The sequence below is a fragment of the Flavobacterium sp. 38 genome, assembly GCF_057799715.1.
The window spans coordinates 209,087-222,165 of the sequence record NZ_JBYNWZ010000006.1 but is presented as its reverse complement, the minus strand read 5'-3'; the positions used below and the strand labels follow the sequence as shown (position 1 = coordinate 222,165).

12 protein-coding genes are annotated in these 13,079 nt (G+C 33.5%); 5 read left to right on the top strand and 7 right to left on the bottom strand.

Features of this window, described 5'->3' with window-relative positions; translation table 11 throughout:
• Positions 1–104 precede the first annotated feature (104 nt).
• The gene (locus AC3E9W_RS16420; protein WP_488769173.1) at positions 105–1,592 is read left to right on the top strand and encodes an aminotransferase class V-fold PLP-dependent enzyme; all 1,488 of its coding nucleotides are present in this window, start codon (positions 105–107) and stop codon (positions 1,590–1,592) included.
• An 883-nt stretch (positions 1,593–2,475) separates the two neighbouring features.
• Here AC3E9W_RS16420 and AC3E9W_RS16415 read toward each other — a convergent pair.
• The 6 genes from AC3E9W_RS16415 to AC3E9W_RS16390 form a co-directional block, all read right to left on the bottom strand.
• Positions 2,476–4,218: an APC family permease gene (locus tag AC3E9W_RS16415; protein WP_488769171.1), complete on the bottom strand. Its 1,743-nt coding sequence runs from the start codon at positions 4,216–4,218 to the stop codon at positions 2,476–2,478.
• A gap of 108 nt (positions 4,219–4,326) precedes the next feature.
• Complete coding sequence (locus tag AC3E9W_RS16410; protein WP_306154993.1) at positions 4,327–4,797, bottom strand: nuclear transport factor 2 family protein; 471 nt, start codon at positions 4,795–4,797, stop codon at positions 4,327–4,329.
• A 47-nt stretch (positions 4,798–4,844) separates the two neighbouring features.
• Positions 4,845–5,369, bottom strand: a complete 525-nt coding sequence (locus AC3E9W_RS16405) for a hypothetical protein (protein WP_306154995.1) — start codon at positions 5,367–5,369, stop codon at positions 4,845–4,847.
• A 12-nt stretch (positions 5,370–5,381) separates the two neighbouring features.
• Positions 5,382–5,858 carry a hypothetical protein gene (locus AC3E9W_RS16400; protein WP_488769169.1) on the bottom strand — a complete coding sequence of 159 codons (477 nt, stop codon included), beginning with the start codon at positions 5,856–5,858 and terminating at the stop codon, positions 5,382–5,384.
• A gap of 6 nt (positions 5,859–5,864) precedes the next feature.
• The gene (locus AC3E9W_RS16395; protein ID WP_488769168.1) at positions 5,865–6,542 is read right to left on the bottom strand and encodes a peptidoglycan DD-metalloendopeptidase family protein; all 678 of its coding nucleotides are present in this window, start codon (positions 6,540–6,542) and stop codon (positions 5,865–5,867) included.
• Between the two features lie 4 nt (positions 6,543–6,546).
• The gene (locus AC3E9W_RS16390; protein WP_488769167.1) at positions 6,547–7,212 is read right to left on the bottom strand and encodes a spermidine synthase; all 666 of its coding nucleotides are present in this window, start codon (positions 7,210–7,212) and stop codon (positions 6,547–6,549) included.
• Between the two features lie 64 nt (positions 7,213–7,276).
• Here AC3E9W_RS16390 and AC3E9W_RS16385 point away from each other — a divergent pair, with 64 nt between their 5' ends.
• Complete coding sequence (locus AC3E9W_RS16385; protein WP_306155003.1) at positions 7,277–7,828, top strand: 1-acyl-sn-glycerol-3-phosphate acyltransferase; 552 nt, start codon at positions 7,277–7,279, stop codon at positions 7,826–7,828.
• An 84-nt stretch (positions 7,829–7,912) separates the two neighbouring features.
• On the opposite strand, the gene AC3E9W_RS16380 is transcribed toward AC3E9W_RS16385, so the two are convergent.
• On the bottom strand, positions 7,913–8,368 hold the full coding sequence (locus tag AC3E9W_RS16380) for a helix-turn-helix domain-containing protein (RefSeq protein ID WP_488769166.1): 456 nt from the start codon (positions 8,366–8,368) through the stop codon (positions 7,913–7,915).
• A 312-nt stretch (positions 8,369–8,680) separates the two neighbouring features.
• On the opposite strand from AC3E9W_RS16380, the gene AC3E9W_RS16375 reads away from it, so the two are divergent.
• The 3 genes from AC3E9W_RS16375 to AC3E9W_RS16365 all read left to right on the top strand — a co-directional run bounded on the left by AC3E9W_RS16375 (position 8,681) and on the right by AC3E9W_RS16365 (position 13,070).
• A complete protein-coding gene (locus tag AC3E9W_RS16375; RefSeq protein ID WP_488769165.1) occupies positions 8,681–9,835 on the top strand; it encodes a M14 family metallopeptidase in 1,155 nt (384 codons plus the stop codon).
• Positions 9,836–9,912: 77 nt separating this feature from the next.
• Positions 9,913–10,392, top strand: coding sequence for an Lrp/AsnC family transcriptional regulator (locus tag AC3E9W_RS16370; protein WP_008468989.1), 480 nt, complete (start codon positions 9,913–9,915; stop codon positions 10,390–10,392).
• 92 nt (positions 10,393–10,484) lie between these two features.
• The gene (locus tag AC3E9W_RS16365; protein WP_306155045.1) at positions 10,485–13,070 is read left to right on the top strand and encodes a phosphoenolpyruvate carboxylase; all 2,586 of its coding nucleotides are present in this window, start codon (positions 10,485–10,487) and stop codon (positions 13,068–13,070) included.
• The last annotated feature ends 9 nt before the right edge of the window (positions 13,071–13,079 follow it).

Below are 13,079 nucleotides of genomic sequence, written 5' to 3'. Positions count from 1 at the left end.
CTAAAAATACCAAACAGTATTCTAGTGTTTGAAGTTTAGTATTGATAAATTCGCAATTTTATAAAAAAGACTATATATTTGCAGTCAAACACAAGGCACAACTAATGGATAGCAAAAATAGTACCATGACACTGGAAACTTATTTTCAGGAATTTAGAAAGAATATTGTCGGTATAAACCAAGAATTTACTTCGCCGTATGGCAGAAAATCAATAATTTACACAGACTGGACTGCCAGCGGAAGATTGTATCGTCCGATTGAGGAAAAGTTGCTGAATGAGTTTGGTCCTTTTGTAGCCAATACGCATACTGAAACGACTGTATCTGGTACGGCGATGACAAAAGCATACCATCATGCAAGACATATTATTAAGCGTCATGTAAATGCAAATAACGACGATGTTTTGATTACTGATGGAACTGGAATGACGGGAGTTATCAATAAATTCCAACGTATTTTGGGATTAAAAGTTCCAGAAAACTTAAAGAGCTTTACGAATGTTCCTGCTGAGAAAAAACCAATTGTTTTTATTTCGCACATGGAGCACCATTCTAATCAGACTTCTTGGTTGGAGACGATTGCAGACGTGGAGATTATTCCATCTTGCGAGAAAGGGCTTTTTAATTTAGAAAATCTTGAAGTTTTATTAGAAAAATATAAAGATAGAACTATAAAAATTGCTTCTATTACGGGCTGTTCGAATGTTACGGGGCTAAGAACTCCATTTCATGAAGCAGCGAAATTGATGCATCAGTACAATGGTGTTTGTTTTGTAGATTTTGCTTGTTCAGGACCTTATATAGAAATTGACATGCATCCAGCAGATCCAGAAGCTTATTTGGATGCTATTTTTATGTCTCCACATAAATTTTTAGGCGGGCCTGGAACTTCTGGCGTTTTGATTTTTAATAAAAAATTATACAATAATATGATTCCGGATTGTCCGGGCGGAGGAACGGTAAGCTGGACAAATCCGTGGGGCGAGCATAAATATATTGATAATATTGAGGATCGTGAAGATGGAGGAACTCCTGGTTTTCTTCAGGTTATTAAAACGGCCTTGGCTATTGAACTGAAAGAGGAAATGGGAATTGAAAACATCATGGAACGTGAACATGAAATTGTTGATTATGTTTTCTCTGAGTTGGAGCCTGTTGAAAATATTAAAATTTTAGCGGGACAGCACAAAGAGCGTCTTGGTGTGGTTTCGTTTTTTATTGATGATCTTCATTTTAATCTTGGTGTTAAAATTTTAAATGATCGTTTTGGAATCCAAACTAGGGGTGGATGCAGTTGCGCGGGTACTTACGGTCATTATTTATTGCATGTAGATCAGGAAACTTCTAATAAATTGGTTAACGAAATTACAATTGGCGATTTAATCAAAAAACCGGGATGGATTAGAATGTCGATTCATCCAACTACTACTGATGAAGAAATTGCTTTTGTTTGTAATAGCATTAAAGAGTTAGCTACGAATCATAAAACGTGGGCTTTGGATTATTCTTATGACAAAATGCGTAATGAGTTTATTCATAAAGATGCGACTTCGTTTGAGGATGAGTTGGTAGAAGGGTGGTTTAAGTCTTAATATTTTTTTTAACGCAAACAGCACTAAGTTTTTTTTTAACGCAAAGAGCGCTAAGTAATTTTATAAAGCTTGTGTTTATCGTTGCGTTGAATAAGCTCGCAAAGCTGGGATAGCTAACCCTACAGGTTTTTAAAGCTTGTAGGGTTTATTTTTTATATTTTTTGTCTGGCTAACGCAATTGCCAATTGGAACACCCTTCGACTTCGCTCAGGGTGACATAGCTTTGATTGATATTTTTTTCTTAAATTTTATTAATTAACGTAGAACTTTGACTTTTTTTAACGCAAAGAACGCTGAGGAATTTTATAAAGATTGTGTTTGTTTTTGTGTTGAATAAGTTCGCAAAGCTGAACTTGATAAACCCGACAGGTTTTAAAAACCTGTCGGGTTTGTATTTTTACACTTTTTGTCTGGCTGAGCGGAGTCGAAGCCCACGTGTTAATTGGAACGCCCTTCGACTTCGCTCAGGGTGACATAGCTTTGATCGATATTTTTTTCTTAAATTTTATTAATTAACGTAGAATTGTGACTTTTTTTTAACGCAAAGTACGCTAAGGAATTTTATGAAGCTTGTGTTTGTTTTTGTGTTGAATAAGTTCACAAAGCTGGATTTGGTTAAACCCGGCTGGTTTAATGTTGACGCCTTTTGTCTGGCTGAGCGGAGTCGAAGCCTACGTGTCAATTGGAATGCCCTTCGACTTCGCTCAGGGTGACATATCGGATTGAAGATTTTTTAGTTATGTTTCTTTTGAAAAATATACTTGTGGTATAGCCCCGATAGAAGTGGAAATCCTTTTTTCTCGTTTCTTTAACGAGAAAAAAGATTGAAACGGATAGCGGGACTGATGTTCTTGAAAAAACGAAAATTTCTGCTGCTAATAAATTACATAATTAATCGAACTCCTCCAAGATCGGAAACGCGATAGGAAAATCTATTTCCTGGAGAGCCAATAAACATAAAGTTTTTAGGGATTTTCCATTTTTGGGAGAGTTCATCGATAATTTCTGGGCCGAAAACGCCTTCGACTTCAATGTATTCTATATCGAGCTTGTCGTAGGCGCGATCTAAAACTTCTAAATCTTTTTTTAGCGCTTCGTTGTCTATAGGATCTTTTTTGACATAAACAATTTTCAATTTCTTGGTTGTTTCATTGGCTTCAACATACTGCAAAACTTTGTTCAAAATGGTAATGTCGTCTCCTTTGGTAAAGAAAACAAACTCCTGTGAATTGATTTTTGAACTTAAGCTTTCTAGATAGCGATTACTTAGCACCACCATTTTTCGAAGTGGTTGGTAAAAATATTCTAAAGCTTCGATTAATAATCGTATTAAAGCGACTCGATTGAGCATAATGCCAACAAATAGTAGGGCTGGAATCATATACTGCAAAAAGGTGTAAAACGAATTGATATTCAATATCATATTTCCGAAAAAGGCTGCAATTACAAAAGCTACGGCTGCAACAACTGCAATACCTCTTGCACGTTCAGGTCTTGGAAGTTTTTTGCGTTTGTATTTTAAAAGTAAATTTCCAATTCCGAACAGTGCCATTACTGCTAGGAAAGAAAAAGTATAGACTCCTGCCAACGATTCTAAATGTCCATTGGTAGCGAAAAGTACAGAAAGACAAAGTATTAAAAAGCTTATCACGATTCTGTAATGTGAACCTCTTTTGTTTTGTTTTAAAAAATAATTGGGCAAAATTCGATCTAATGTCATTCGGTTTAAAAGTCCAGAAACACCGACAAAGGAGGTTAAAACGGCTCCACAAAGTACCATAACGGCATCTATAGAGATAAGCCAGGCGAGCCATGAGCCGCCGGTTGTTTCTCCTAAGTGCGCTAGAAGCGATTCTTTGTTTTCCCCAACTTCTGTTAACGGAATTACACTAATTAACAAAATAGCAATAACGGGATTAAAGAAGCTTACAATTCCCCACATGTTACGAAGTGTTTTAGGAAAAACGCCATGTTCTTGCTCTTCGACAAAATTGGCGGAGCTTTCAAAACCAGAAATTCCAAGCATGGCAGCAGAAAAACCGAGAAAAAGCGCAGTTCTGATGCTTCCTGAAGCTATTGGAGTTTGCCAATTAATATGAAAAGTGTCTAATCCGCTATTTAAAACGAACCAAGCTGATGCTAAAACGAGCAATGTCAAAGTTCCAATATGGGTCAAAAAGATAACCACTGCGACAAATGCCGATTCTCCAATTCCTAAAATCGCTAAACCTGTAAACAAAACTAAAACAATGACTGTTGCAATGGTAACATTCAAACCTTCGAAAATTCCGTGCAGATAATGCATACCTTCAGAAGCGGAAATTACGGCGGTTGCCATATAGGATAGTACTGTAAGGGTCGCGGCCAGAGATGCCAGGCGTTTTGTAGAAGTATTCAGCAAAACATTGTAAGCGCCTCCATTTAAAGGAATTGCCCCAACAACTTCTGCATAAATTTTTCTGAACAGAAATAAGACAACAGCGACAATTAGAAGAGAAATCCAGGCGTATTGTCCTGCGTATAAAATGGTTAAAGCTGAAACATACAGGCAGGAAGAACTAATATCGTTTCCGCAGATCGCGGTTGCCTGTAATTGATTTAATTTTTTGTGTACGATTTCTTTCATAAGCATTTAGAATTAATACTTTTAATACTGAAGCAACAAAATAATTATAATCGGTAAGAAGGCAGATATTGAATTTAAATCTAAGATATACTTTGCGTATAGCCAGATTTATTTGGCATTCTGAAATTGTTTAAGCGATAATAGGGCTTGTGTCTGTACTTTTTTCTGAAAAAATCCTGTCCAGCCTAGCAAATAACCAGTAAGTCCAAAGGCTTGTTTGGACCATTTCCAAACATCGAAATTGTCGGTATGTTTAATAATCAATCCGTCTTGAAAGATAAATTCCGCCGAAATTTTATTGACAACTTTTCTATTTGTTTTACTAAAATTATAAGTGGCAGTCCACTTTGCGCTACCGGTAGAAGCATCGGCTTTTACATCTGAGAATTCAATTTTTAAATTGCCTTTGCTTTTTAAAAGAAGCATTTCCCACATTTTAGAAACCTGTTCTTCTTTTAATAAACCAAAAGCTGGATCAATAAAATGAACTTTCGGATGATAGCACTCGCTCATTGTTTTGGCGTCTGCATTCGCGAAAGCGGTATAGAATTTTGTAATCAAGGTTTCATTTGCATTCATAAAAAAATATTTATGTTAAATATAAGATTTATTATATTAAATAATCATTATAAAACACTAATTTCTTTAGCGGTGTCAAATGTTTTTTTTGATTTGTCAAATGCTGTTGAAAAATATTTGACTTTACTGTAAGCTGTAAAATGCCCAGTAAGATTTCCTGATATATCTGGCCCGCCAGCAATAATAAATCTTACGGCATAAATGTCACTCTTTTTAAGTTTGAGCCATTCAGCAGGTGTAAAATAGTAATAAGCAGTTGTTTTACCGTCTGCAGATTCTTTTACATTTTTGTCTGTGCAGGCAATAACATCGGCATTTGTTAAATCGACGTAAACGCCGCCGGCAATTTTTGCTTTGTCGCTTGCAGTAGAAATGGTTAATTTTAAAATACCACCTTTTTCTGTTTTCGCTATTTGAACATTAATTTCGCCAGAGTAAGCATATTTATCACAGATGAAAGTATATTCTTGTGTTGCAGGATATGGTGCAGATCCTTTTACGCTAATAGTTTGCTGTGCTGAAGCAAATGTTGAAACAAATAATAAAAGAAAAAGTGGTAGTTTAAAATTCATAGGTATCTTAATTTATTGATCGGCTAATTTGGCATCAAATTTTTCATCCCAATCCATAGATTTTATGGCCGAAATGAGATTGTCTTCATTTACAAAAATGCGCAATTCTTTATTGGCTACTTTTTTGGTATACAATGCATGATAGCGGTAAATGACTTCTTGTTTGGTTTTGTAAACTCCGTCTAATTTTAAATCTATAAAACTTCCATAATACTGTCTAAATCTTTGGCAGGTCTTGGTTAAACGCTCTTCTGTAGTGTTTTCCATAACCGACTTAGTAACTTCAGTTTCGTTAAAAAGTTTAAATTTTGAAGTGTTACAAGTTTCGAGAACTCTCTTTCCTAAATCATACGCTTTTCGCTGCTGATTTGCATCTACTTCTGCTCCAGAAACTTTTTTAATTTTTAAATCTTCTGTATCTCTGCTTACTGTTTTCGATTTACATCCAATTAATAACAACAAACATATAATCAATCCTGCTTTCTTCATAACTATTTAAGTAATTTTTAATAATAAGTTTGGATCGGGACAATTTTCGATATAAAAGTTTAGGTCTTTTGTATTGCAGACACCTGGATAATCTCCCCAGTAATCACCAATATTATGGATAATCTGAAAATGGACGTGAGGTGCGTAATCGCCATTTACTGAGGCATTTCCGAGAGTCGCAATTTTTTCGCCTTTCTTAAAATGGTCTCCGATCGTTAAGTTTTCTATACTTTCTAACGACAAATGTCCGTATAAAGTATAAAATTTTTCATTTTCTACTTTGTGTTCCAATATAATTGTCGGGCCATAATCGCCCAAACCAATATTGTTTTTAAAACTATGAACTGTTCCGTCAAGTGCGGCAAGCACAGCAGTTCCGGCTTCTGCCCATAAATCTAAACCAATGTGAATATTGCGTTCTGGTTTTGAAGCATCCAAAAAAATCGGGCTTCTTTGATATAAAAATCGGCCTTCTATATAACCGCCAAAGGCCACTTTAGCGTTTTTTTCTTTTAGAAAATTTGAAATGTACTTTTCAAAATCTTCCGAAGTATCTAATTTCTGATTGACTAATTCTTGATTTGAAACCGATAAATTTAACGGCGTATATTCAGAAATAGTAATTGAGGCGTCAATAACTTTAGCAGGTGGTAAGGCATTTAAGATGGAGGCAAGGGGTTTCATAAAATTAAGCAACTTTATTAATAATTATTAATTCATTATGTAGTTCAATTCGCGGAAGCATTTTTGTTTGGAACAATTTCGGATTCACTTCTGCAACATATTTTCTATTTCGAACATTATGCGCTTCGTCTAGAATCATAGTATTAAACAGAACAAAACCATCATTATTTAAGATCGTGCAGACTCTATCGACAAAAAACTTTTCAAACAGAAAGTTTGGCATGTGCGTGTCTTCAAAAATGTCTATAATTATAAGGTCGTATTTTTCTTTTGTTTTTAGGACAAATTCGAATGCATCATCAATAACTACTTCTAGTTGTTTAATTTGATTAAGATTGAAATACTGATTAGCAATCTGAATCATATCGGGATCAATTTCAACTCCCGTTATTTTTTCTTTGTACGCAATCTCATCTACTAATGTTTTTACGACGCTCCCGCCGGCAACTCCCAATAAAAGAATGTGTTCCATTCCTAAAATTTTATCGTAACCAATATTTCGAAGTCCGTACCTTAATATACGTTGCAGACTTCCGTACGAATAATTTGTGTTTTCAGTATCCAATACTAATTCGCCATTTGCCCAAGTGACTTCGATCGTTTTGCTTCTGGCCGATTTTTTCTTAAATATTTTTATTGGAATTATATAACTGAAAATTTTTCGAATCATTTCTTATGCTTTTACTCAAATTTACCATTAAATCTTTTATTTTGCACGAAATATTGAACCTTTAATGAAAAAACTATTATACAAATTCATATTTTTTAAGCTAATGGGCTGGAAAATAGTAGGAATCGAAAATGCGGAAGTTAAAAAATGTATTCTAATGGTGATGCCTCATACGAGTAATCATGATTTTTATATCGGACTTTTCACTCGCGGAATTTCGGGACTTCAAATGAATTGGGTCGGAAAGAAAGAATTGTTCCGATTTCCGTTTGGGTATTATTTTAGAAATGTTGGAGGAGAACCTTTAGACCGTTCTGGCGGATTAAATAAGGTAGATTCAATTGCTGCAATTTTTGATCGAAAAGAAATCTTTCGTTTGGCTGTTGCTCCAGAAGGAACACGAAAAAAAGTAAACGAATTGAAAACCGGATTTTATTTTATAGCGCTTAAAGCGAAAGTGCCAATTGTTCCCGTAGCTTTTGATTGGGGTAAGAAAGAAGTAAATCTCGGCGAACCATTTTATCCAACTGGAAATTATGAAGCTGATTTCGAAATTTTGAAGAAACATTATAAAGGAGTAGTAGGCAAAATTCCAGAAAATGGAGTTAAACTCTAATTTCTGAGATTTTTTGCAAACGCGCGAGAATCGCATATTTGAAAATTTTCTGAACCAAGAGTCAAATACGCGCTAATTTTTGAATCACGGAGAATAAGCTTTAAAAGTTCCGTTTTTGTAAAACAAGACAATTTTTTCAATTTCATCATCTTCCAAATCAAAATTTACATTTTTTGGAGTTGATGATTTTTTTGTTTCTGATTTTTCTTCTTTTTCCTTTGTCTCAAAAGTTGAGAATAAATTTTGATCTGAATTTTGAATTGGCAAAATAGGAGCAGAAGGCTGAGCTATTTTCTCTTCCAATTCATCACTCGCTTTTGGAAAATTTCCTCTCCCAATTAAAATCCAATACAGATCTACATCGGGAAAAACTTCTAAAATTTTCATTACAAAATCTAAGCTTGGTTTGTTTCTGCCAGATAGGAGATGAGACATACTAGAACGCTGCACACCAATTTTATCGGCAAAAGCAGAAGCATTCAAACCATAATAATCTAATACAGTTTCAAGCCTTTTAACAAAATCATCTATGTTTACCATTGTGAATTCTTGTTTTTCATTATCTCATTTACAAATGTAAACAAAAAGATAAACTACTGCAATATTATTGTTGCGTTTTTAATACTGGGTTAGTTTTATGTTAAATTTAAAATTGAATTAGATTACGCTAATGAATTGAAATTTATATATTTATAAAGTTGTATACATTCTAATTCATTGTATTGAAATAAGTTGTATCAAATAGTAACAAATTGTCCCAAATATTGTTTACAATTCTAAATTTTCAATTTTTTTAATAGTTTACAATTGTAAAAATAAAGATGTTTACTTTTGTAAACTAATCGAAATGCAATGAATTTAGAACAGTTATTTACACAATACAAAGAACAGTCTATCTCTGGAAGATATCTTACTTTAGATCATATTAAACCTCTTTTAGATAAACTAAACACCAATGGTCAAGTACAGATTATTGGAACATCTGTTTTAGGAGAACCTATATATAGTTACCAAATTGGAACAGGAAAAACACGCGCGTACTTATGGTCGCAAATGCACGGTAACGAAAGCACTACTACAAAAGCTTTGTTCGATTTTATTAATTTATTGAATGATGATACTGATTTTGCTAAGCAAATGCTAAATACCTTCACTTTTTTATGTATTCCGATACTCAATCCAGACGGAGCAAGGCTTTATACTAGAGCAAATGCAAATGAAGTAGATTTAAATCGTGACTCACAAGACTTGACACAGCCAGAAAGTAAAGTTTTACGCGAAGTATTTGAGCAATTCAAACCTGATTTCTGTTTTAATCTTCATGACCAGCGTACTATTTTTGGAGCTGGTACAACTGGAAAACCTGCAACAGTTTCTTTTCTAGCGCCTTCTTATAATGAGGAAAGAGAAGTAAACGATAACAGATTAAAAGCCATAAATATCATTGCAGGCATTAATGAAGAGCTTCAAAAATACATTCCAGGACAAGTCGGACGCTTTGATGACTCCTTTAATATTAATTGTATAGGAGACACTTTTCAATTTTTAGGAGTTCCTACCATATTATTTGAGGCAGGACACTTTCCAGACGACTATGAGCGCGAAATTACTAGGAAATTCATATTTTTCTCGTTAATTTTAAGCTTTAAATTGATTTCCGAAAACGATTTAGTTGATAATAGATTTGGTGAATATTTGAATATTTCACAAAATAATGTCGTTTTTTATGATTTTATGTATAAAAATGTCAAAATAAATTATGATGGTATCGAAATTATTACGAATTTTGTCGCACAATACAAAGAAGAATTAATCGAAAATAAGATTCATTTTAATGCCTACATCGCAGAAGTAGGTGAATTGGAAAATTATTTTGGACATTACGAATACGATGCAAAAGGCGCAGAATATTCGGACGATTTCCAAAATCTTCCAAAAACGGGTCAAAAGGCAAATTTTTATTTAAATAAAAATGTTAAATTTGTTAACGGATTAATAAAAAGTTAATTTTTATGTGAATTTGTTGTTTTTTATATATAATTTTATACTTTGTAATAGCAATTAGTAATATTAATTAAACAATTATGAGTAAATTTCGTTTAGATGAAGTAGATCACCAGATTTTAGATATGTTAATAGACAACACGAGAGTTCCGTTTACTGACATTGCAAAAAAACTATTGATATCTGCTGGTACAGTACACGTTAGAGTTAAAAAGATGGAGGATGCCGGTATTATCATGGGATCTTCATTAGCCTTAGATTACGATAAATTAGGTTATTCATTTATTGCTTATGTAGGGGTTTTTCTTAATAATACATCTCAAACTAAATTTGTATTAGAGCGAATCAATCAAATTCCATTCGTTACTGTGGCTTCTGTAACGACAGGAAAATTCAACATCTTTTGCAAAATTAGAGCAAAAGACACTAAACACGCGAAAGAAGTTATCTTTATGATTGACGATATCGATGGTGTTTACAGAACAGAAACAATGATTTCATTAGAGGAAAGTATAAACGATAAGAAGCGTTTGATGCATACTATTTTCAAAAATATGTAAGAACTTTTCTTGAATGCTATATTAAAATATAACCTCAAGTTTATTCTTGGGGTTTTTTTATGACTAATTAACCAACCAACTATAACACAATTATGTATACGTTGCCGAAAATTGAGCGTTTTAATCAAGATGTTCTCTCAAAATACCACATTTATAATAGTGTTTTTATAACATTACCATTTGATTCTATAGATAATACGGGAGTTTTACTTCCTTTATTTACAGAAACTTGCGAAACAGGCTTTAAAAAACAAGAAACACCAAAAGAAATCGTTGATTTCTTCTCAAATAAATTCTTAAATAACACCTCTGAAGAAGAAAAAATCGATCTTATGTTTCGATTTATTCAATATATCGAACGCCAGATTGTATTATTTGATGCTATTGAAGACGCTGCTTTTCCTGAGGTTAACAACATGGAAGGACGCGGTTCTCTTCGTGACATTAAAGAGAAATCTGATGCTAAAGAGAAAGATGAAGAATTAAGCGAATTCTTAGAAAACTTCAATGTGCGAACAGTTTTAACAGCGCACCCAACTCAGTTTTATCCTGGTCCGGTTTTAGGAATTATAAATGATTTGACAGAAGCAATTCGTCAAAATGATTTGTTGCAGATTAAGCAATTATTGGCGCAGTTAGGTAAAACTCCTTTTATTCAGAAAGAAAAACCAAATCCTTACGACGAAGCAGTAAGTTTAATTTGGTATCTGGAAAATGTATTTTATGCTACAGCTGGAGAAATTGTACATTATCTGCAAAAAAATATTATGGATGGAAATCCAATCCAAAATCAATTAATTAAACTTGGTTTCTGGCCAGGAGGTGACCGTGACGGGAATCCTTTTGTAACTACAGATATTACACTTAAAGTTGCAGATCGTTTGCGTACTTCAATTTTGAAGTGCTATTACGTAGAAATGAGAAACCTAAAACGCAAGCTAACTTTCTCAGGTGTAGATACTTTAGTATCTGAACTTGAACATAAACTTTACCGTTCTGTATTCTATTCTAAAGGAGATATTTTCATCACTTTAGAAGAATTATTAACGCAATTAAACAAAGTTCGTACTATAATTATTGAAAAACATCAATCTTTATATTTGGACGAATTGGAAGCACTTTTAGTAAAAATCAACTTATTCGGATTCCATTTTGCGTCTTTAGATATTCGTCAAAATAGTAAAATTCACAATGTAGTTTTCAAAGATGTTGTAAATTATTATTTGAATTCTGGTTCTGATATTTTTCCTAAAAATTATTTCGAATTAACAGAAGATGAAAAAATCAATGTTTTATCGAAAGTTAAAGGAAATCTTGACCCAAGCAATTTTGAAAACGAAATTACTAGATATACTTTAGAATCTGTACACGCTATTAAAACTATTCAGGAAAATAATGGTGAAGAAGGAGCGAACCGCTATATTATCAGTAACAACGAAAGTGCGCTGAATGTAATGGAGACTTTCGCTATGATTCGTTTAAATAACTGGGAAAAACCTACTGTAGACATTATTCCACTTTTTGAATCTGTAGACGATTTGCAAAATGCTCACGCTGTTATGGAGCAATTGTACACGAATCCAGAATATGCAAAACATCTTAAATCGAGAGGAAACAAGCAGACTATTATGCTTGGATTCTCAGATGGAACTAAAGATGGTGGATATTTAATGGCAAACTGGAGTATTTATCAGGCTAAAATTTCGCTGACAAAAATTTCTAGAGAATACGGAGTTAAAGTCATTTTCTTTGATGGACGTGGTGGACCTCCGGCTCGTGGCGGTGGAAAAACACATAAATTCTACGCTTCTTTAGGACCAAAAATTGAGAACAACGAAATTCAGATCACAGTTCAAGGTCAGACAATTAGCTCTAATTTCGGAACTTTAGACTCTTGCCGTTACAATATCGAAAACTTATTAAGTGCTGGTGTTACCAACCAAGTATTTAGCAAAGAGAAAAACGAGCTGACTGCTGATGAAACTCAGATTCTGACAGATTTAGCTAATTTAGGCTATGAGAAATATTTGAGTTTTAAAAATCACCCAAAATTCATTCCGTACTTAGAAAAAATGAGTACGCTAAAATATTATTCTAAAACAAACATTGGAAGCCGCCCTTCTAAAAGAAGTAAATCTGAATCTTTAGATTTTGCTGATTTAAGAGCCATTCCGTTTGTGGGTTCATGGAGTCAGCTAAAACAAAACGTTCCTGGGTTCTTTGGAGTAGGTTCTGCTTTGAAACATTTTGAAGAAAGTGGACAATGGGATAAAGTAAGCGATTTATACCACAATTCATTGTTTTTCAAAACCTTACTTGAAAACAGTATGATGTCATTGGCAAAATCATTCTTACCGTTGACAGCTTATATGAGAAAAGATCCTGAGTTTGGCGAATTCTGGCAGATTATTTATGACGAATTCTCAGAAACAAAACGTCTTTTATTGAAAATTGCGGGACACAAAACCTTGATGGAAAACTATCCTGATGGTATTGCTTCAATTCAGATTAGAGAGCGCATTGTTTTACCATTATTAACCATTCAGCAATATGCTTTATTGAGAATCAATGAGTTGAACAAAGAAGAAGTTCCAAATGAAGAATTGGTGAAAGTATATGAAAAGATTGTAACAAGATCTTTATTCGGAAATACGAACGCAAGTAGAAATTCAGCTTAAAAATAAAAA